Consider the following 19,025-nt stretch of genomic DNA (forward strand, 5'->3'; position numbering starts at 1 on the left):
AACAAAAATGCCAAATGCCCTGAGAGAGAAATGGAATGCCGGAACACCGACGATCAACGGCTGGTGCTCCATCGGCAGCTCTTTCGCCGCCGAGATCATGGCTTCGCAAGGCTTCGACTCCGTCACGGTCGATGTTCAGCACGGCGCGCTGGACTACGGCGCAGCCTTGCCGATGATCCAGGCCATCGGCGGCAGGCGTATGCTCCCGATGGCGCGAGTGCCGTGGCGCGAACCCGGGATCATCATGAAAATGCTGGATGCCGGCGCGATGGGGATCATCTGCCCGATGATCAACACCCGCGCCGAAGCCCAGGAATTCGTCAGCTACATGCGCTATCCCCCGCTCGGTCAGCGCAGCTTCGGCCCGACTCGCGCCGCGTTCGGACACCCGGGATATAACGTGAAGGACGCCAACCAGGACGTCCTCGCCCTTGCCATGATCGAAACCGCCTCCGGCGTGGCGAATCTCGACGAGATCGCCGCTACTCCAGGCCTCGACGGCCTCTACGTGGGACCGGCAGATCTGACGCTTGGCGTGACCAATGGACGGCTCGCTCCGGGCTTCGATCGGACCGAAGACGAAATGGTCGAGGTGATCAAGCGGATCGCGGCCGCCGCAAAGGCTAACGGCATAGGCGCGGTACTGCACTGCGGCTCACCCGAATATGCCGCGAAAGCGATCGGCTGGGGCTACAATATGGTGACAGTCTCGGGCGATGTCCGGCTGTTGGCAACCGCCGCCGCCGACACGGTCAGCCGATTCCGCCAACTCACGGGCACGGACGGCGCAACGGGAGAGAAAGGCGCGTACTGATGGCACATGTCCTCGTTGTCGGATCGCTGCACCCAAGCGCGATAGCCATGCTCGACGCCGCCGAGGGCATCACCTACGAACTGACCGATGGAACGACCGAAGACTGCTATGCTCACCGCATCGGCGATGCCGATGTCCTGCTGATCCGGACGCAGCCCTTCACGGCGGATACAATCGCAAAGGCCGCGAAACTTCGCTTCGTCTCCCGTCACGGCGTCGGATACGACTCCGTCGACCTGCCCGCCCTCACCAGCCGGGGTATCCCGCTTTCCATCGTCGGCGACATCAATTCGGGCGGCGTAGCTGAACACGCCGTGATGTTGATGCTGGCAAGCGTAAAACTGGCGCTTCGCGCCGATGCGGCGGTACGCAAGGGTCCGTGGGAGTGGCGGAACACCCTCGAGGCAGGCGAAATCACCGGCAAGAACCTCCTGATCCTCGGTTACGGCCGGATCGGACAGCGGCTTGCCAGGTTGACCGTCGGGTTCGACATGACGATCCGGGCATACGATCCTTATCTGTCTGCAAAAGGCTGGCCCGCAGGCGATGTCGCGCCGGTGGCGTCGCTGGAAGACGGCCTCGCCTGGGCCGATATCGTCTCAATCCACGCCCCGAAGCCGGAGAAACCGCTGATCGGTGCCCGAGAACTCGCTGCAATGAAATCGACAGCGGTCATCGTGAACACCTCCCGAGGCGGTATTGTCGATGAGCACGCTCTCGCGGACGCATTGCGCACCGGCCAGATCCGCGCGGCCGGCATGGATGTCTTCGAGCCCGAACCGCCACTGTCCGATAACCCTCTCTTCGGGCTCGACAATGTGCTTCTGTCCCCGCATATCGCGGGCCTGACCCACGAAGGCAGCGAACGGCTGGGCATTCATTCTGTCCAGAACGTACTTGATTTCCTTGCCGGGAAACTCGACCCGGCACTCGTCGTCAACGGAGTTTCACTCGATGGCTAAACCGCCGCTTCGCGTCGGCCTGATCGGCACAGGCTTCATGGGGAAGGCCCATATCTTCGGCTATACGACCGCGGCCCGCGTCTTCGACCTGCCGCGCAATATCGTTCTCGACACAGTCGCAGATATCACCGACGAAGCCGCCCGGGCCGCCGCAACCCGGTATGGCTTCGAAAAAGCCACCAGCGACTGGCGCACGATCGTCGAAGACCCCAACATCGATGTGGTGAACATCACCGCGCCGAACGCCCTGCACAAAGAGATGTCCATGGCCGCGATCGCGGCGGGCAAGCATGTCTACTGCGAAAAGCCTCTGGCTCCGCTGGCGATCGACGCCTCCGAAATGACCGAGGCCGCCGAAGCCGCAGGCGTCAAGACGCAGGTCGGGTTCAACTACATTTGCAACCCCGTCTTCGGGCTGGCCCGCGAAATGATCCGCTCGGGCGAACTGGGCGAGATCCGCGCCTATCGCGGATATCACGCCGAAGACTACATGACGGATGAAACCGCTCCTTTCACATTCCGCCATGATCCACAGGGCGGCGGAGCCTTTGCCGATCTGGGCAGCCACACGCTTGCCACCGCCGAATACCTGCTCGGCCCGATCACCCGCGTGATGGGGGATACCGTCAACGTCATCGGCGAACGTCCCGACGGCAAGGGCGGCATCCGAAAAGTCGAGGTCGACGATGTCGGTCGTGCATTCCTGCGGTTCCAGAGCGGGGCCACCGGCTCGGTCGAAGCAAGCTGGATCGCCACCGGGCAGAAGATGAGTCACGATTTCGAGGTCTACGGCTCCCGAGGAGGTCTGACCTTCTCCGGCGAGCGACTGAACGAACTCAGATTCTACCCGGTTTCTGCCATTCCCGGACGCGATGGTTTCCGCACCATTCTCGCAGGACCCAACCATCCGCCGTATGGAGAATTCTGCGTCGCCCCCGGCCACCAACTGGGCTTCAACGACCTGAAAGCCATTGAAGTAGCCGGCTATGTCGGTGCGATCGCCGGACTGCATGATGAACCATTCAATTTCCGCGCTGGCTGGCGTATCCAGTCGCTTGTCGAAACGGTGCACCGTTCGTCGCAACAGGAGCGCTGGCTGGACACATGATGGAACCCCCCGCCGACTACGAGGATCTGATCCGCATCATCCACGAACGCTATGACGGGATGAGCAAGACGCACCAGCGGATCGGGGAATACCTGACGCAGAACCCGAACGACGTTGCAGTGATGTCCGTGAACGCCATCGCGGACACCTGCGGCATCCATGCCTCCAGCTTCGTGCGCTTTGCTCAGTCCCTCGGTTATTCGGGGTTCAAGGATCTCCAGACACTGTTCCAGAAGCGGCTCTCGACCGCGGCGCCGGGTTTCGCGGCACGCCTGCGCGCGCTGGAAGCTGAGCTGACCGGCGATCAGGGCGACAAGCAATCCAACATCCTCGGCGAGCTGGTTGTCCGCGACGTCGCCTCGCTGCAGGATCTGATGACATCCACGCCGCCGGACCAGATCGACAAGGCGGTCAGGATGATGGACAAGGCACAGACGATCTACCTGATCGGCCAGCTCCGCTCCTCGCCCCTCGTATTCCTCTTGCACTACGTGCTGACGATGATCGGGAAACCCTGCGTTCTCCTCGACGAAGCCGGCGGCCTTGCCACGCACCGCGCGAAACTGATCACGAAGAAGGACCTGCTCTTCGCTGTCTCCTTCCGCTTCTACGCGACAGAAGTCGTGACCATTACCGAGGAAACCAAGAAGCGCGACGTACCGATCCTGGCCATCACAGATTCAACGCTGTCACCGCTGGCCAAGTCCGCGGATCTCATCTTCTCCATCCCCGAGCACGCCTACACCTTCTCTCGTTCGCTGGCTGCACCGATGTGCTTGGCCCAGGCGTTGGCCGTTGCGCTCGCAGCGCGCATGCAGCGTGACAGCGATCCGCGAATTCCGACGGTGACCCAGCCTTAAAGAACCAGACGCCGGTCGGTTCTGGGCAGCACACGAACACAGGCTTGATCCGGGTGGTTGTCACGGTTCGGGGTGTCCACGCGCTGCGGTTGGCCCGTCTTCGCGGCCGCCTCGATCGCCAGCAGGGCACGTACGTCCGCCAGCCCTTCCTCGCCGTCGGGAACAGGACGCTTGCCGCTCAGGATGCAATCCGAGAAATAGGCCGTCTGCCCGGCAAAATGGTCCGTTTCCGGCACATCGATCTCACGGCGCTCCCGTCCCTTCGACACCCAGATCCGCGGATTGAAGTGCAAGTCATAACATTGCTCCACGGTGATTTCGCCCTCGGTCCCGATGATCCGGTAGGTGTCCGTATCGTCGGACTCGAAGCTGATGATGAACTGCGCAAGTCGGTCCTTCGGAAATCGCATGGTCACCGCCATCGAACCTTCCACCTCGCGGAACCGCGGGTCTCCGTTTCCGTGGACCTTCATCGCAGTCACCTCGACAGGCTCCGAACCCAGGCAATGCCGCGCCGCGTTCAGGCAATACACCCCGATATCCTGCAGCGGGCCGCCCCAGTGCTTGGCAAGCAGCCGATGGTTCTCCGGCGCCGACTGGAACGAGAAGGTTGAGGCGAACAGCTTCGGCTCGCCGATCTCGCCCGACCGGATCAGATCCAGCACCTTCACCGTGCCCGGCTCCGAGTGCAGCCGGTAGGCCGTCATAAGCAGCGTGCCGTTCTCTTCGGCCGCACGGATCATCGCCTCGCACTCGGCAACCGACACCGCCAGCGGCTTCTCGACCAGCGCATGCTTGCCCGCTCTTGCAGCACGGATCGAATAGTCCGCATGCATCGAGTTCGGCAGGGCAATGTAGACCGCGTCGACAATGTCCTCCGCCAGCATCCGATCATAGTCGTCGTAGCCGAAGACATGCGGAATGTCGTGAAACTCCGCCAACTGGCGCGCCACCTCGCCGCTGCCAGAGACGATCGCGGTCACCTCGGAATTCGGCGTCGCATGAATGGATGGCAGGAAAGCTTCCTGGCTGATCCACCCGGCGCCAACGACGGCATATCTGACCCTCTGCATCATCATACTCCCAAGGGTTCGGCCGGTGCCGGTGCCTGACCGTCGTATCCGCCCCAGACCGACTGGTCGAACTGGATGACCGAGCCCGTCATCATCCCGCTGTCATCGGACGCAAGGAATGCCACCGCCCGCGCCACCTCCGCCGGGTCCAGAAGCCGGCCGAAGGGTAACGTCGCCGCGACACGGTCGATGAAGTCGGGATCGCCCTGCTCCTCTTCCTGGATCTTGCGCTCATGGTCCGAGTTCATCCAGCCGATATCCAACTGGTTCACGCGGATCCTGTTGCGCATCAGCGCATAGCCCGCATGCCGGGTCAGTGTCGAAAGGGCACCCTTCGACGTGGAATACGGCGCAAGAAATGGCTGCCCGGCGCGGCTCGAAGTCGACCCGATATTCACGATGCTGCCTTCGGCACCCTCCCGGATCATCAGCTTGATCGCTCCCTGCATCAGGAAGAATGGCGCGCGCACGTTGACGGCCATCATCCGGTCGAACAGGTCGGGCGTCGTGTTCAGCATGTTGCCCCGATCCGTCAGCCCGGCGGCATTCACCAAAACATCGATACGACCGAAATCCCGGTCGGCGGCCGCGATGATTGCCGCACAGTCATCCAGCGACTCGAGATCCGCCTGAACGAAAGTGACCGGCGTCCCGTACGCCTCGGTGATGGAGGCAGCTACCGCTTCGCCTTTCGCCGCACCACGGCCGCATGTCACGATACCTGCGGCACCGGCCGAGGCAAAGTTCCTCGCGATTGCAGCCCCTAAGCCCTGCGTGCTGCCCGTGACGACAGCGATCTTTCCATCAAGTCTGTTCATGACACCCTCCCTTGGCCGGCATAAGCCGACATGAACCTATAATTGCGATACAGTCAAATCCGCAATTTTGATTGCAGCAACTTCCGCGAATACCCGACGGCAAAAATGCCGCCTCGTCAGGGCCCGGCCGCTGAAAACGTCCGGACCCGGCACTGTCCCAAGGATCAGTGAACCCTGTGCGTGCGGTCGTTTCTGTCCTCTGCGCTCTCTTCCTCGGCAAGAGCCAGACCATCGGCGACCATGTCGAGAATATCGGAAGACGGAACGCCGGCGCGCGCCAGATTGGCAACCATCTCCACGATGAACCGATCGGTCAGGCAATCCACGCAGATGCCTCTTTGCTGCGCACGGTGCCCAAGACGCGCCATTTCCTCTTCGATGAAATCTTCGAAGCCCGGTTGTCCCTCGTGAATGGGTTCGTCCTGCATCGTTTCTCCTATTCTGACCATCACAGGCTCAGACGCCCGTGCCGGGCCCCTCATGAAGCCAAAGAGTCTCTTCAGCCGGTCCCGGAATGTAACGGCAACAATATGAATGCATTGCGCTACGATCCAGTGTCGACTTTCGATCGCGAAAGACGGCTTCCACCCAGTACCGCAACAGGACACCTGGCCGCGGCGAACAGCCGCCGGAGATCATCCGCGCTCTTGAATGGACCAGATTCCAGATCGACAACTACCGCACAGGCATAGCTTCGGTCTACGCGGGAAACGATATCGTCCTTTTCGGCCTGGCTCTCTTTTCGCATGGCGACAACCGACGTGGAGGTCGCACGCGCCAACGCTTCGGCAAGACTTCGCGACGCCTCCGATGGCCCGTGCTCGGCCTCAAGCAACAGCACCTTCCCGCTGCGCCGAAGCATGCGACGCTGCCCCAGTAACAGGATGTCGTTACCCGCCACTGCAGCGCATGCAGCACTGACGAGTTCCCCTCGAGACACCTCGCAGGCCCAGTCGGTATCAAGCGCCGCCGCAAGGCTGGCAAGCCGCGCACCCAGCAGGTTTGCGTCACCCCGTGCAATGCGCCGCAGCCTGTCCGGGGACGGCACAGCAAGAACGGCGCCGCTCGTCGAGACAAGCCTTTGATCACGGCTTGTCCAGAACGGCGTTCCGTCCGGCTCGATGATAAGACCTCTCGGCTTTGCCGGCCCCCACTCGAGTATCGTTCGACAGAAAGAAAGAGCAGCTTCCGCACCGCCAAGACTTTCGGCGGCAATGACCAGCTTTCGATCCCTAGCGTTCGCCGCGCTCACGTGTGCTCTCCCGCTTCAGGTGCAGGACCACGTGACGCGAACGATTTCCGGACCTGTGCGAATTCGCGAAGCCGGGCCTCCACAAGCTTGTTCACGCTCCCATCCGGGAAATTTCCATCCGCCCCCCGCTTGCCGGCCGGAACCCCGGTCAGAAGTTCGACGGCCTCGTCGACAGTCGAAACCGGAATGATTCCGAACCGCCCGGCCGCCACCGCTTCCATCACACGATCCCGCAGCATCAGGTGATCCACGTTCGCCGCAGGGATAATCACCGCCTGCGCGCCGGTCAGACCCCGCTCGGCGCAAATGTCGAAGAACCCTTCGATCTTCTCGTTCACCCCACCAATCGCCTGAACTTCGCCAAGCTGGTTCACCGACCCGGTCATGGCCATGTCCTGACGCACATCCTTTTGCGACAAGGCCGACAGAAGGGCGACAAGCTCCGCGCAGGACGCGCTGTCGCCTTCGATGCCGCCGTAGCTTTGTTCGAACACCAGGCTCGCATGAAGCGAGAACGGCACGTCAAGCGCGTATGTCGACGTCAGGTAGCCGGACAGGATCATGACGCCCTTGGAATGCAGCGGGCCGCCCAGTTCCACCTCGCGCTCGATATCGATCAGCTTGCCGGTCCCCATCCTGACACGCGCGGTGATGCGCGAGGGCCGGCCAAACCGGAAGCCACCCATTTCGTGAACTGAAAGGCCATTGATCTGGCCAACCTTCCGGCCTTCGGTGTCGATCATGACCGTCCGACGCGCAATGCTCTCTTGCACCCGGTCGCGGACACGGGAGGCGCGTCTGTCCTGCTCTTCCACCGCGCGCTCGATATCCTGCCGCCGCACTTCGGCGACAGACTCGGCACGGGCGTAATGTTCCGCTTCCCTCAGGATATCGGTAACCGGACTCAGCCTCAGCGATAGCTTCGTCGCATCCTCCGCAATCCGCGTGGCTTCATCCAGAAGACGTGCCAGCGCATCGTCGGCAAGCGGCAGCAACTCTTCCTTTTCTGCATAGTGCCTCAGAAGAAGCGACATCCCGGCAAGGGTCTCGTCGTTTCGGACCACGGACTCCTCGAAGTCCGCCTGAACCTTGAACAGCTCCTGGAAATCGGGATCCAGCATCACCAGGAGTTCGTGAAGAAAACGATCGCCGACAAGAACCACCCTGACATCCAGCGGAATCGAATCCGGCTCCAGAGAGGTGGTCGAAAACAGGCTCATGCGCTCGGCCAGCGACGTGATCTTGATCGCGCGTTCCTTGATGCTGCGCTTGAGAGCATCCCACGCGTATGGCTCGCTCAGTACCCGGCGCGCATCCAGCACCAGGTAACCGCCATTCGCCCGATGCAGCGCACCCGGACGGATCAGCGTGAAGTCCGTCACCAGCGATCCCATCTGCGAGATATGCTCGATCCTGCCAACCAGGCGGTCGAAGGTGGGAAGATCCTCGACAACGACCGGAGCGACACCCTTGGCATCCGCCGAATGTGCAACCATGACGTTCACCATGTAGCGCCGGAACACTGGCTCCAGATGCGCCTTGCCCAAGGCTTCGGGAAACGGCCCGTTCGATTTCTGCGCGGCCGCCTGAAGGAAAAGCTCGGGGTTCTCGATCATGTCGTCGTGGACCCGCGTCAGAAAATCGGCAACCACCTTGGTGTCGCCCAGCACTTCCCGCGCTTCGTCGATTCTGCTCGACACCACGCGCCCGGCCATCTCGGCATTCAACGCCTCGATCCTTATCCGGTGCTCGCGCTCCAGCTTCGGCCCATTGCTCAACACCTCGGACAATTCCGCCTGGAACCGCGCGATCTTCTCTTCGATAACGTCCTGCTCCGCCTCGGGAAGCTTCTTGAAATCCTCTGTCTTGACGACCTCCCCATTCCGAGTAGCCGCCACCATGAAACCCATCGGCGTCCGGATGAGAGCGATGTCCTCGGCACGCGCGCGACTGGTGAAATCCGCCATCGCCTGTTCCTGGCGCTCACCGAACTCTTCGTCGATCGCGCGCCGCTGGGTCTGGTACTCCTCGGATTCGAAAAGCGCCGGAATGTCGTTGGCCAGGTCGTCCACGACACGAGCCATCTCATCCCTCAGCTTGTCAGCCGCCCCGGGGGGAAGCCCAAGCACAACCGGCTTGTGCGGATCGTCGAAATTGTTGACGTAGACCCAGTCTTCGGACGGTTTCCGGGTAGAGGCATGTTTCCTCAGGATATTCTCGACCGCGGTACGGCGACCGGTGCCCTGCGGCCCAAGCACGAAGAGATTGAAATCGTTGTGGCGAATTTCGACGGCCAGGCGCAAAGCGCTCAGCCCGCGTTCCTGACCGACAAGGCCGCTTTCCCCGCCCTTGGCCGCCGCGGCTCGCGCAAGGACCTTGGGGTCGCATCTTCGACCAAGCCGCTCGACCGGCAATGGCTCCGGTACCTTGCTCACCATCTCCGTCCTCCCGCAAGATCGTACAGTTCAACGCTAGCGTTTCTGCCGCCGGCAAACGCTGATCTCGGTCAAGCATCACCACCCTCGGAAACGTTGACATTCGTCAAAGCCCGATGCGGGCACATTCTGCGATTATCCCACTACCCACGCGATACCGGGAGGTCGCCATTAGTAACGGGAACCAGCCCAACTCCGAGGCCGGCAAGGCGAAGCTGAGACGGTCGATCGGATTGACCGGCCTCGTGCTGTACGGCCTCGGCGTGACTATCGGGGCCGGGATATATGTCCTGGTCGGCGAGACCGTGGTGCGCGCGGGTACGCACGCCCCGGCAGCATTTCTCCTTTCGGCAATCGTCATGGCCTTCACCGCCGGTTCCTTTGCCGAGTTGTCCGGACGGGTGCCGCAGGCAGCCGGGGAGGCGATCTACGTCGAAGCCGGTTTCCACCGGGGCTGGCTGACGCTGATCGTGGGACTTGCGGTGCTGATCGAGGCGATGATCGCTGCCGCTGCCATCGCGGTCGGCGCGTCCGGTTACGTCGCCGAACTGATCCCCATGCCGCAACCGGTCCTGATTGCGGGAATCGTGCTTCTGATGGCAACAGTCGCGGCATGGGGCATCCGCGAGTCCGTCGCTATCGCAGGTGCGATGACGCTGATCGAAATCCTCGGGCTCTTGGTGATCATCGTGTCCGGGATCAGTATCGATCCGGCCGCACTGGCGGAACTGCCCGCAGCACTGGCCCCTCCCCTGTCGGACGCGAACGCGGTCGGGGGCGTTCTCGCGGCCAGCCTCATCGCATTCTTCGCCTTCATCGGCTTCGACGACATCGTGAACCTCGTCGAAGAGGCCCGCGATCCGAAACGGGACCTGCCGTGGGCGATCGCAATCACGCTTTTCATCGTAACGCTGATTTACGTTCTCGTCTCATTCGTCGCCATCAAGGCGGTTCCGGTCGAGGCACTGGCCGAAACGAATGCGCCGATCAGCCTGCTGTTCGAGGAACTCACGGGGCTTCCACCCTTCGCGATCAACCTGATTGCGATCCTGGCGACGATGAACGGCGTGGTGATCATCCTCATCATGGCCGCCCGCGTGGCCTATGGGATGTCGCGCGAAGGCCGCCTGCCGGAATGGCTGGGCGAAGTGTCCCCCAAAACGAGAACCCCGCTCAGGGCGACCGTTCTCGTAGCCGCAGCGGTTCTCGTGCTGGCGCTCTTCACACCACTCGACGTACTGGCTGAAACTACTTCCGCCGTCATGCTGGCGGTATTCTTCATGGTCAACATCGCGCTCGTTCGACTCAAGATGACCGGCGCTCCGACACCAGTAGACGGTTTCACCGTACCCCTGATCGTGCCCATCGGCGGCGCGCTGAGCTGCCTCGGACTGCTGGCGGGCGCCATGTTCCCGGGCTCCTGACACGGCTGGAAGCGAACGCTCGAAAATCCCGGCGTCGGCAACGGCCCGGGGGATCAGCGATGCAATGCTCGGAACTTGTCTGGTGGAGCCGATCGGGATCGAACCGACGACCTCGTCATTGCGAACGACGCGCTCTCCCAACTGAGCTACGGCCCCACGACGCAGGCGATGTACTGCGAAGACGGGCGCGGATCAAGAGGTGTCACGGCCAAGACGGCCGTGCACGCGGAAAACACATCCGAAACCCCGGCGGGACGCCATCAGCAAATCCCGAGGCTCTCCACCCCTCATCCCAACGAAAAACGCCGCCCCGGATCCGGAGCGGCGTTCTGTCCCTCGCATGGGGCTCTGGATCAGAAACCCAGTCCCTCGTATTTCTTCTTGAACTTGGACACGCGGCCACCGGTGTCCATCAGGCGCGACGAACCGCCAGTCCATGCGGGATGCACGGAGGGGTCGATGTCCAGCGCCAGTTGGTCGCCTTCGGAGCCCCAGGTCGACCGCATTTGCACAACGTCGCCATTGGTCATCTTGACCTCGATGACGTGATAGTCGGGGTGAATATCTTTTTTCATCTCGCCGCTCCTTACGCGTCTGCGCCGTCGATCGGCTTGTAGTTGGAATCTTCCGCGATCCGGGCCGATTTTCCGCGGCGCGAGCGGAGATAGTACAGCTTGGCACGGCGAACGCGGCCGCGACGCACAACGGTGATGCTGTCGATGTTCGTCGAATGCAGCGGGAACACACGCTCCACGCCCTCACCGAAGGAAATCTTGCGAACGGTGAACGATCCGGCGATGCCCGAGCCATTCTTCCGGCTGATGCAGACGCCTTCATAGTTCTGCACGCGGGTGCGCGTGCCTTCCGTCACCTTGTAGCCGACACGAATGGTGTCGCCCGCTTTGAAGTCCGGAATTTCTTTGCCGAGCGCAGCGACCTGCTCGGCTTCCAGTTCAGCGATCAGATCCATCTGACCAACTCCTATCTTGCCCCGGGTACATCCCGAGAGGTGTCTCGCCTCATAGCTCCGCATGGTTGGGGCTGGATCATCGCCGCCCGCCGGAGGGTTCAGGTCGTCTTTGCTTGGGTGTTCGTCCTTGCGAACTCGCGCCGTATAAGGCCCTCGCGGCCGCCGATCAAGGGAAAAGTCAGGCCGATTTGCGCCAGTCATCACCCGGATAACTCAGATGCAGGCCAGCATCATCCCAGAACGCGTAGCCGGAGGATACATGGCGCTCATACCCGTCGTTCGGATCGATTTTCGGGTCCAGCAGGCCCTCCGGACGCGGCAGGGCGGCAAGCTGCGCCGCAAGAGCCTCAGCGCCCACAGACCGCCTCTTCGCCGAGGCAACGGTACGGATCGAATCGAATTGGTACAACCCGGCATTGTATCGGCGCACCACATCTGCGAAACGCGAAAGGATGTCGCCGCCCATCTCCGGTCGTTCCAGCATGCACTCGACGAAGCTCAGGATGAAATCCGACGCCGTCGCCTTGTCGCATTCGGGCCGCTGGAGAATCCGGAATGTCGCGTCCAGCCGTTCTCGAGCAGATGGTCGCAGTTCGGGTCGTCCACCTGTTCCTTCCAGGCCGCGCAAGCGTCGTGACGTGCGGTGCGCATACCAGTCATCGACCTTCTTCCTCAGATCGAGGAACGCCGCCGTGTCCCGGACCCCGCGAAACTCCTTCATGGGCGGAGCGCTCCGGTCTGCATTGAACGTGTCAACGAACCGTAGCAGTTGCGTTCTGACCGCAATTCGTCGTCCGGCGTCGCGCCATCGACGACCCTCTGCCGGGCGATATTGCCCAGCACCACCGCCATGCCATCGGCCGCCGAAAACAGCGTGGTGCTTCCCCGCTCTTCCGGTTTCAGCGGCTTCCAGAAGGTCCTGGGCTTGAGAAGCCCCAACCGGCCAAACCGTATCAAATAGGCATGCCGTCCCAGATAGATCAGACCGGCGACCCCTAAGATGGCGATTATGACATCCTGGGACTTGGCCGACTCCATCATCGTGGCCGGAACGGCAATCGCGGCAAACAGGAAGGCCAGGAAAAGGAGTGTAGTAAGAAACGTCCGCATGAAGTCAGTCATGGCGTGCCAATCTGTCCAGATTGTGCCCTCAAACCGGCGTCAGTCGCCCGCGTCCCTGGCCAGCAGGTCGGGCCGGCGTTCTCGCGTAATTCGCTCTGCCTGCTCCCTCCGCCACTTGGCGACCTTCCCGTGATCGCCCGACGTCAGAACCTCGGGGATGGTCCGGCCTTCCCATTCGGCGGGGCGTGTATATTGCGGATGCTCCAGCAAGCCGTCCGAGAAACTCTCCTCCTCGGTAGAGGCTGCGTTCCCCAGAACGCCGGGAAGCAGCCGCACAGTCGCGTCGATCACCGCCTCGGCGGCGATCTCGCCCCCGGTCATCACGAAATCGCCCAGGCTCACCTCTTCGATCCCGAAATGCTCGATCACCCGCTCGTCCAAGCCCTCGAAGCGGCCGCAGATCAGCGTCATGCCATCGCATCCCGCGAACCGCCGCGCGGCCGCCTGATCAAAGGGTCGCCCACGCGGGCTCAGATAGACGATCGGCCAGCGTGCACGGTCTTCCGGCACGCCGCGCTGCGCAAAGCGGATCGCCCTTCCCATGACATCGGCCCGCAGCACCATCCCGGCTCCGCCGCCTGCAGGTGTGTCGTCCACATTGCGATGCTTGCCCTCGCCGAAAATCCGCAGGTCGATCGGCTCTAGGCGCCACAGACCATCCTGCAACGCCTTGCCCAAAAGAGAGGCGCCCAGGAACCCCGGAAATGCCTCGGGCAGAAGCGTGATCACCTTCGCCGTCCACGCACCCTTCAGATGCGGACGGTCGGTCATCAATTCGCGCGGCCGCGCAGTCGCGCTGATCGCAAGCCGGCCATGGGATTTCGAAGGTGTATCGGACATGGCGCGGGGCATAGCGCGCCGCCCGCGAAGGAGCAAATGAAAAGGCCGGCCACACCGGGCCGGCCTTTCGATTCGAGCGTAACGCGATGCGCGTCAGTTCGCCCGGCGCGCCAGTGCGGCGGCATATTCCGGGCCAAGCGCAGAAAGGCCCTTCAGGATATCGATGGCATAGGCCAGCTGATAATCCTCAAGCCGCAAGTCGGCGGCCTTCTCGGCCTCCGCGCGCTCTTCCTCAATCTGGCGGCGCTCGTCCTCGGTCAGGCTGTCGTTCGAAAGCGATCCGCGCAGATCCGCCTCGCTCCGGCCATTCCGCTGAGCTTCTTCCTCCTCCGTGGCCTCGCGCCGCGGCGGCTGCTCCACGATGATGTCGGGCGACACGCCCAAGGCCTGGATCGACCGCCCGGAGGGCGTGTAGTACCGCGCGGTTGTCAGGCGCATCGCGCCTTCGCCCCGCAGCGGCATCACCGTCTGAACCGATCCCTTGCCGAAGGACTTGGTGCCTACCACGATGGCCCGGCGATGATCCTGCAGCGCACCGGCCACGATTTCGGACGCCGATGCCGAACCGCCATTGATCAGCACGACGATCGGCTTTCCTTCTGCAAGATCGCCCGGCTCTGCATTGAAGCGGTCGCCGTCCTGCGGTTCACGCCCACGGGTCGAGACGATCTCACCCGACTCCAGAAATGCATCCGACACCCGAACAGCCTGCGTCAGCAGACCGCCCGGGTTGTTGCGCAAATCCAGTACGAAGCCGTTCACCTTCTCCATGCCGCCCAGTTCTGCAACCCGCTCGTTCAGCTGGTCGCGCAGCGTGGGGAAGGTCTGGTCACTGAATGTGGTCACACGAAGCACGACCGTTTCTCCTTCGATGCGCGAACGCACCGCAGTCAGCTTGATCGTGTCGCGGATGATCGAGACATCGAACGGTTCCGCCTCGCCCTCGCGCACGATGGTGACGATGATCTCGCTGCCCACCGGGCCCCGCATCATGTCAACGGCTTCATCCAGTGTCAGACCAAGAACGCTTTCGCCATCCACATGCGTAATGAAGTCGCCCGCTTCCAGCCCCGCGTCATCGGCCGGTGTGCCATCGATCGGCGACACCACCTTCACGAAACCCTCTTCCTGGGTCACTTCGATTCCAAGCCCGCCAAACTCGCCACGAGTCTGAACGCGCATGTCCGCCGCGTCGTCAGGCGACAGGTAGGACGAGTGCGGGTCAAGCGACGTCAGCATGCCGTTGATGGCCGCCTCGATCAGTTCGCCCTCGTCGACCTCTTCGACGTACTGCGACCTGATCCGCTCGAAGATATCGCCGAAAAGATCAAGCTGCTCGTACACCGATGCCTTGCGCTGCGCCTCCTGGGCAAGAAGCGGTCCGGCGATCTGCGTGGTAACGACCGTACCGAACATGACGCCGGTGATCGTGGCCAGAATAAACTTCTTCATCTGCTTTCCTTATTCTTGCGAAGGGCGAAGAAAGGCCGCGGGATCGACCGGTGCCTGACCCTGTCTGATTTCAATATAAAGCGTTTCATCGCGAGGTTGACCACCGAGAAGCGAAGTTTCGATCAAATTCTCTTGTGCAGAGGCCTCACGCCCCCCCATCAGCGCAATTGGTTCGCCTTCCGAGACAATCTGCGTCCTGCGGACAAAGTTCGTCGCCTGCCCGGTCAGAATCACAAGACGTCCGGGCGAGGTCTCCAGAATGATGACCGGCCCATTGCTCGGCATGCTGTCTGCAAAACGCACCGTCGCGTCTGCAGGCGCGGTCACCAGCGCCTCGGCAGCCGTGCCGATCAGCCACCCGGGACGGCGCACCCCGGCCTCGTCCGCCTCGTCGAATGTCCGGATGATGTCGCCCGCCACGGGCATCGACCAGCCGCGATCCGCACCGCTGCCCGCATCGCCCGAGGTCACGAGGCTGTCGGCAAACCCGGCCAGAGTCTCGGCCGAGTTGATAAGTGCTTCCATGGCCGCCTCGTCCGTCGCCGCGGGCTGCGGCAGGTCCGTCCGCTCGGAAATCGCCTTCGACAGCTGAAACCGCGCGTCGCGCACCTGTTCCAGTCCGCTGCTCAGAGTTTTGATCCCAGCTTCCTGAACCGTCCGCAACGCGACGATATCCTGCAGATCCCGTTCCAGCGCGTCCGAGCGCTCCTCCAAAGAGGGAACAAGCGCGGCACCCAGAATCCCGGCACGCACGGTCTGAACCGCACCGCCCGGATGCAGGGCCGAGCGGGCCTGACCGGCACGCGTCACTTTCTGCAAAAGGGCAAGCAACTCCCCAAGTTCGGCATCCTGCCCCACCAGCCGAGCGCTCACATCGCGCTCGCTCAGCGCCGCCTGCCGAAGACCTTCGCGCATCGCGGCCAGACCTGCCTCGTAGGCGCGTATCGTGTCGGTCAGGGCCGCGATCCGGTCCGAAGCGCCCTCGGCATCCGCCAGGGCCTCCGCCGCCCGCCCCAAAGCCTCGGAAGCCTCGATCGCCAGCCGGCCCGCTTCGTCGCCGGCCCGCGCCAGTCCTGCCAGCGCAATGAACGCAATCGCGGCCAGCCCGGGAAGTCTCATTTCCGGATCAGACTCCCGCCCGTCATCTCATGTGGCTTCGGCAGCCCCATCAGCTCAAGCAGCGTAGGCGCAAGATCGGCCAGCCGCCCGTCATTCAACGACGCGCCTTCGGGTCCCCCGATCATGGCCACCGGGACGAGGTTTGTTGTATGCGCCGTGTGCGGCCCGCCGGTTTCCGGGTCGATCATCGTCTCACAGTTTCCGTGATCCGCGGTCAGAACCATCGCGCCACCGGCCTTTTCCAGCGCCGCGACCACGCGCGCCAGGCCTTGGTCCACCGCTTCGCAGGCTTTGATGGCCGCATCCAGATCGCCTGTATGCCCCACCATGTCCGGATTGGCATAGTTCACCACGATCAGGTCGTAGCCCGCTTCGATCGCCGCCACGAACCGGTCCGTCACCTCCGCCGAGGACATCTCGGGCTGCAGGTCATAGGTCGCGACCTTGGGCGATTTCGGCATGAACCTGTCTTCGCCCGCCTCCGGCACCTCTTTCCCTCCATTGAGGAAGAAGGTGACATGCGGGTACTTCTCGGTCTCGGCCAGACGGAACTGCCGTAGCCCGTGCTTTGCCACCCATTCGCCCAGCGTGTTCACCAGTTTCCGCTTCGGGAAGACAGTGGTCATGTAGGCGTTGTGCGCATCCGAATACTCGACCATGCCGAGCAGGCCCGCCAGCTTGGGCCTTTCCCCGGTATCGAATTCCGCGAATCCCGGCTCGCCGATGGCCCTCAGGATCTCGCGCGCTCGGTCAGCTCGGAAATTGATGAAGAACACGCCGTCGCCGTCCTTCACGCCCGCGTAGTCCCCGATCAGGACCGGTTCGATGAACTCGTCGTTCACGCCCTTTGCATACGAGGCCTTCGCAGCCTCGGGTGCGCGTGCCGCGACACGTCCCTCGGTCTCGCCAAGAACGATCGCGTCATAAGCCCGTTTCACCCGCTCCCAACGGTTGTCCCGGTCCATCGCGAAATACCGCCCGCAGACAGTGACGATCGCCGCGCCTGCCGGCAGATCGCGCGACAAGGTCTCAAGCTGACCCGCCGCCGATGTCGGAGCCACATCGCGCCCGTCGGTCAGTGCATGCACCGCCACCTTCAGTCCCCGGTCCGTCAACGCCTTCGCAGCCGCCACGATGTGATCCTGATGCGAATGCACGCCCCCCGGAGACGCCAGCCCGACCACATGTGCCGTCCCGCCGCTGTCCTCCAGCGCGGTGGCAAACTCCAGGATCGCCGCCTCGTCGAAGAACGAGCCATCCTCGATCGCAAGGTCGATCTGACCGAGGTCCATCGCCACGACCCGCCCCGCGCCGATATTCGTATGCCCGACTTCGGAGTTGCCCATCTGGCCCGTTGGCAGACCGACATCCGGCCCGTGCGTGATCAGCGTCGCATGCGGACAGGTCGCCATGATCCGGTCATAGGTCGGCGTGTCGGCCAGCAAGGGCGCGTTGCCCTCACGCTCGGTCCGCAGGCCCCAGCCGTCCAGGATGCAAAGAACCACGGGTTTCGGTGCGCTCATGTCTTGCCTCGTTCTGTTTGGCCGCACTCATACAGCGCTAACGGGGCAAGGGGAACCGCCCACCCGGCAGCGCTGCCCAAATACGCATTTCCCGGCCTGTCAGTCCGCCTCGTCCGCGTCAGTTCCGAACTCGGTCTCCACGATACCCGCGTCATAGCCCTGTTCCCCCAGCCAGCGCCGGAACACCGAGGTATAGCCATGCGTCACGAACACTCGCTCGCACCCCGTCGCCCGAATTGCGCTGTTCAGCCCCTCCCAATCCGCATGATCCGACATCACGAAGCCCCGGTCCGCCGCCCGCCGCCGCCGGACGCCCCGAAGCGCCATCCACCCGCTGGCGAAAGCGGTCGAGGCCGGGCGGAACCGTCCGGCCCACGTGCTGCCAAGCGCCGATGGCGTGGCCAGAACGAAGGCCCCGGAATACGCCTTTACGTCCAGCTCCGGCGTCACCCGCACCGTCTCCGGCAGCGCGATGCCCTGCCCGCGCAACACCGCGTTCGTGTTCTCGATCGCGCCATGGGTCAGGATCGGCCCGACCGACGGATCAAGCGACGCTAGAATCCGCTGCGCCTTGCCCAAGGCATAGGCCCCGCAGATCGAGAACCGTCCCGCCTCCCGGTTCGCCGCCCACCAGCGGTTGATCTCGTCGGCCACCGCTTCGGGCGTATTCCATTTGAATACCGGCAGACCAAAGGTGCATTCGGTGATGAAGGTATGGCAATCGATCGGCTCGAACGGTTCGCTCACGCCGTCCGCCACGACCTTGTAGTCGCCCGAAACCACCCAGACCTCGCCGCCGACCTCGACCCTGATCTGCGCCGATCCCGGAACATGACCGGCAGGGTGAAAGCTGACAGACGCATCCCCGATGCGTCGCGCCTCGCCATAGGCCACCGTCTCCAGCGCAACCTCGCCCAATCTGTGGCGGATCACCGGCGCGGCGGAATGCGTCGACAGGTAACGCCCCATCCCGGAACGCGCATGATCGGAATGCCCGTGCGTGATCAGGGCGCGATCGACGGGTCGCCAGGGGTCGATGAAGAAATCGCCTGCCGGACAGTAGATGCCCCTCTCGGAAAAGGTCAGAACGCGTTCCTTGGCCATGGTCTCTACCTAGATCGCCGCCGCCAAAGTCGCCACAGGAAACGCCAACGCCCGCTTTCTGCTCATTTTCTATGCAACCGTCGCCAAAACATGCAACTCCGGAGAAACCTGCTTTTCATCCCCCGCACACTCGACATAATGGGAGTGAA

General features: G+C 62.9%; 19 protein-coding genes and 1 tRNA gene. 5 read left to right on the forward strand and 15 right to left on the reverse strand.

Annotated elements, in window-relative coordinates; genetic code table 11:
• Positions 1–7 precede the first annotated feature (7 nt).
• Genes ACKLNI_RS17710 through ACKLNI_RS17725 form a run of 4 tightly spaced genes read left to right on the forward strand, consistent with a single transcriptional unit; the run spans position 8 to position 3,744 of the window.
• Positions 8–814 carry an HpcH/HpaI aldolase family protein gene (locus ACKLNI_RS17710; RefSeq protein ID WP_413720426.1) on the forward strand — a complete coding sequence of 269 codons (807 nt, stop codon included), beginning with the start codon at positions 8–10 and terminating at the stop codon, positions 812–814.
• Entirely contained in the window at positions 814–1,776 is a 963-nt protein-coding gene (locus ACKLNI_RS17715; RefSeq protein ID WP_413720427.1) for a hydroxyacid dehydrogenase, read from the forward strand. The genes ACKLNI_RS17710 and ACKLNI_RS17715 overlap by 1 nt, the downstream gene beginning before the upstream one ends.
• The gene (locus ACKLNI_RS17720) at positions 1,769–2,884 is read left to right on the forward strand and encodes a Gfo/Idh/MocA family protein (RefSeq protein WP_413720428.1); all 1,116 of its coding nucleotides are present in this window, start codon (positions 1,769–1,771) and stop codon (positions 2,882–2,884) included. The genes ACKLNI_RS17715 and ACKLNI_RS17720 overlap by 8 nt, the downstream gene beginning before the upstream one ends.
• Positions 2,881–3,744, forward strand: coding sequence for a MurR/RpiR family transcriptional regulator (locus ACKLNI_RS17725; RefSeq protein ID WP_413720429.1), 864 nt, complete (start codon positions 2,881–2,883; stop codon positions 3,742–3,744). Before ACKLNI_RS17720 ends, ACKLNI_RS17725 begins: the two co-directional genes overlap by 4 nt.
• On the opposite strand, the gene ACKLNI_RS17730 is transcribed toward ACKLNI_RS17725, so the two are convergent.
• The 5 genes from ACKLNI_RS17730 to ACKLNI_RS17750 form a co-directional block, all read right to left on the reverse strand.
• Entirely contained in the window at positions 3,741–4,817 is a 1,077-nt protein-coding gene (locus ACKLNI_RS17730; RefSeq protein ID WP_413720430.1) for a Gfo/Idh/MocA family protein, read from the reverse strand. The two genes, ACKLNI_RS17725 and ACKLNI_RS17730, sit on opposite strands and share 4 nt — an antisense overlap.
• A 2-nt stretch (positions 4,818–4,819) precedes the next feature.
• Positions 4,820–5,635 (reverse strand): SDR family oxidoreductase, encoded by an 816-nt coding sequence (locus ACKLNI_RS17735; protein WP_413720431.1) that lies wholly within the window; start codon positions 5,633–5,635, stop codon positions 4,820–4,822.
• Positions 5,636–5,799: 164 nt separating this feature from the next.
• Positions 5,800–6,063, reverse strand: coding sequence for a hypothetical protein (locus tag ACKLNI_RS17740; RefSeq protein WP_413720432.1), 264 nt, complete (start codon positions 6,061–6,063; stop codon positions 5,800–5,802).
• Between the two features lie 116 nt (positions 6,064–6,179).
• Entirely contained in the window at positions 6,180–6,887 is a 708-nt protein-coding gene (locus ACKLNI_RS17745) for a hypothetical protein (RefSeq protein ID WP_413720433.1), read from the reverse strand.
• Positions 6,884–9,325: a Lon protease family protein gene (locus ACKLNI_RS17750; RefSeq protein WP_413720434.1), complete on the reverse strand. Its 2,442-nt coding sequence runs from the start codon at positions 9,323–9,325 to the stop codon at positions 6,884–6,886. Before ACKLNI_RS17750 ends, ACKLNI_RS17745 begins: the two co-directional genes overlap by 4 nt.
• Before the next feature lie 113 nt (positions 9,326–9,438).
• Between ACKLNI_RS17750 and ACKLNI_RS17755 the strand changes: the two genes are divergently transcribed.
• Positions 9,439–10,746 carry an APC family permease gene (locus ACKLNI_RS17755; protein ID WP_413720435.1) on the forward strand — a complete coding sequence of 436 codons (1,308 nt, stop codon included), beginning with the start codon at positions 9,439–9,441 and terminating at the stop codon, positions 10,744–10,746.
• Positions 10,747–10,826: 80 nt separating this feature from the next.
• Here ACKLNI_RS17755 and ACKLNI_RS17760 read toward each other — a convergent pair.
• From ACKLNI_RS17760 to ACKLNI_RS17805, 10 genes are all read right to left on the reverse strand, one after another.
• Positions 10,827–10,902, reverse strand: a tRNA-Ala gene (locus ACKLNI_RS17760).
• Positions 10,903–11,099: 197 nt separating this feature from the next.
• Positions 11,100–11,321: a 50S ribosomal protein L31 gene (gene rpmE / locus ACKLNI_RS17765; RefSeq protein WP_413720436.1), complete on the reverse strand. Its 222-nt coding sequence runs from the start codon at positions 11,319–11,321 to the stop codon at positions 11,100–11,102.
• Between the two features lie 11 nt (positions 11,322–11,332).
• A complete protein-coding gene (rplS, locus tag ACKLNI_RS17770; RefSeq protein WP_413720437.1) occupies positions 11,333–11,716 on the reverse strand; it encodes a 50S ribosomal protein L19 in 384 nt (127 codons plus the stop codon).
• 178 nt (positions 11,717–11,894) lie between these two features.
• Complete coding sequence (locus ACKLNI_RS17775) at positions 11,895–12,437, reverse strand: hypothetical protein (RefSeq protein WP_413720438.1); 543 nt, start codon at positions 12,435–12,437, stop codon at positions 11,895–11,897.
• Positions 12,434–12,838, reverse strand: coding sequence for a hypothetical protein (locus tag ACKLNI_RS17780; protein WP_413720439.1), 405 nt, complete (start codon positions 12,836–12,838; stop codon positions 12,434–12,436). Before ACKLNI_RS17780 ends, ACKLNI_RS17775 begins: the two co-directional genes overlap by 4 nt.
• A gap of 39 nt (positions 12,839–12,877) precedes the next feature.
• Entirely contained in the window at positions 12,878–13,678 is an 801-nt protein-coding gene (gene trmD, locus ACKLNI_RS17785) for a tRNA (guanosine(37)-N1)-methyltransferase TrmD (protein WP_413720440.1), read from the reverse strand.
• 93 nt (positions 13,679–13,771) lie between these two features.
• Complete coding sequence (locus ACKLNI_RS17790) at positions 13,772–15,130, reverse strand: S41 family peptidase (RefSeq protein WP_413720441.1); 1,359 nt, start codon at positions 15,128–15,130, stop codon at positions 13,772–13,774.
• 9 nt (positions 15,131–15,139) lie between these two features.
• The gene (locus ACKLNI_RS17795) at positions 15,140–16,249 is read right to left on the reverse strand and encodes a murein hydrolase activator EnvC family protein (protein ID WP_413720442.1); all 1,110 of its coding nucleotides are present in this window, start codon (positions 16,247–16,249) and stop codon (positions 15,140–15,142) included.
• Positions 16,246–17,772: a 2,3-bisphosphoglycerate-independent phosphoglycerate mutase gene (gpmI, locus tag ACKLNI_RS17800; RefSeq protein ID WP_413720443.1), complete on the reverse strand. Its 1,527-nt coding sequence runs from the start codon at positions 17,770–17,772 to the stop codon at positions 16,246–16,248. The genes ACKLNI_RS17795 and gpmI overlap by 4 nt, the downstream gene beginning before the upstream one ends.
• 99 nt (positions 17,773–17,871) lie before the next feature.
• Positions 17,872–18,876: a ligase-associated DNA damage response exonuclease gene (locus ACKLNI_RS17805; RefSeq protein ID WP_413720444.1), complete on the reverse strand. Its 1,005-nt coding sequence runs from the start codon at positions 18,874–18,876 to the stop codon at positions 17,872–17,874.
• Positions 18,877–19,025: the final 149 nt, after the last annotated feature.

This window comes from Silicimonas lutimaris (assembly GCF_047314965.1).
Lineage (GTDB): Bacteria > Pseudomonadota > Alphaproteobacteria > Rhodobacterales > Rhodobacteraceae > JAVJUV01.

What these genes read in the sequence shown, in the direction of transcription:
- rplS (WP_413720437.1), bottom strand. Translation starts at nt 11,716, where the DNA reads ATGGATCTGATCGCTGAACTGGAAGCCGAGCAGGTCGCTGCGCTCGGC.
- gpmI (WP_413720443.1), bottom strand. Translation starts at nt 17,772, where the DNA reads ATGAGCGCACCGAAACCCGTGGTTCTTTGCATCCTGGACGGCTGGGGC.
- ACKLNI_RS17725 (WP_413720429.1), top strand. Translation starts at nt 2,881, where the DNA reads ATGATGGAACCCCCCGCCGACTACGAGGATCTGATCCGCATCATCCAC.
- ACKLNI_RS17715 (WP_413720427.1), top strand. Translation starts at nt 814, where the DNA reads ATGGCACATGTCCTCGTTGTCGGATCGCTGCACCCAAGCGCGATAGCC.
- ACKLNI_RS17780 (WP_413720439.1), bottom strand. Translation starts at nt 12,838, where the DNA reads ATGACTGACTTCATGCGGACGTTTCTTACTACACTCCTTTTCCTGGCC.
- ACKLNI_RS17720 (WP_413720428.1), top strand. Translation starts at nt 1,769, where the DNA reads ATGGCTAAACCGCCGCTTCGCGTCGGCCTGATCGGCACAGGCTTCATG.
- ACKLNI_RS17750 (WP_413720434.1), bottom strand. Translation starts at nt 9,325, where the DNA reads ATGGTGAGCAAGGTACCGGAGCCATTGCCGGTCGAGCGGCTTGGTCGA.
- ACKLNI_RS17735 (WP_413720431.1), bottom strand. Translation starts at nt 5,635, where the DNA reads ATGAACAGACTTGATGGAAAGATCGCTGTCGTCACGGGCAGCACGCAG.
- ACKLNI_RS17775 (WP_413720438.1), bottom strand. Translation starts at nt 12,437, where the DNA reads ATGAAGGAGTTTCGCGGGGTCCGGGACACGGCGGCGTTCCTCGATCTG.
- ACKLNI_RS17740 (WP_413720432.1), bottom strand. Translation starts at nt 6,063, where the DNA reads ATGCAGGACGAACCCATTCACGAGGGACAACCGGGCTTCGAAGATTTC.
- ACKLNI_RS17755 (WP_413720435.1), top strand. Translation starts at nt 9,439, where the DNA reads ATGCGGGCACATTCTGCGATTATCCCACTACCCACGCGATACCGGGAG.
- ACKLNI_RS17710 (WP_413720426.1), top strand. Translation starts at nt 8, where the DNA reads ATGCCAAATGCCCTGAGAGAGAAATGGAATGCCGGAACACCGACGATC.
- trmD (WP_413720440.1), bottom strand. Translation starts at nt 13,678, where the DNA reads ATGTCCGATACACCTTCGAAATCCCATGGCCGGCTTGCGATCAGCGCG.
- ACKLNI_RS17790 (WP_413720441.1), bottom strand. Translation starts at nt 15,130, where the DNA reads ATGAAGAAGTTTATTCTGGCCACGATCACCGGCGTCATGTTCGGTACG.
- rpmE (WP_413720436.1), bottom strand. Translation starts at nt 11,321, where the DNA reads ATGAAAAAAGATATTCACCCCGACTATCACGTCATCGAGGTCAAGATG.
- ACKLNI_RS17805 (WP_413720444.1), bottom strand. Translation starts at nt 18,876, where the DNA reads ATGGCCAAGGAACGCGTTCTGACCTTTTCCGAGAGGGGCATCTACTGT.
- ACKLNI_RS17730 (WP_413720430.1), bottom strand. Translation starts at nt 4,817, where the DNA reads ATGCAGAGGGTCAGATATGCCGTCGTTGGCGCCGGGTGGATCAGCCAG.
- ACKLNI_RS17795 (WP_413720442.1), bottom strand. Translation starts at nt 16,249, where the DNA reads ATGAGACTTCCCGGGCTGGCCGCGATTGCGTTCATTGCGCTGGCAGGA.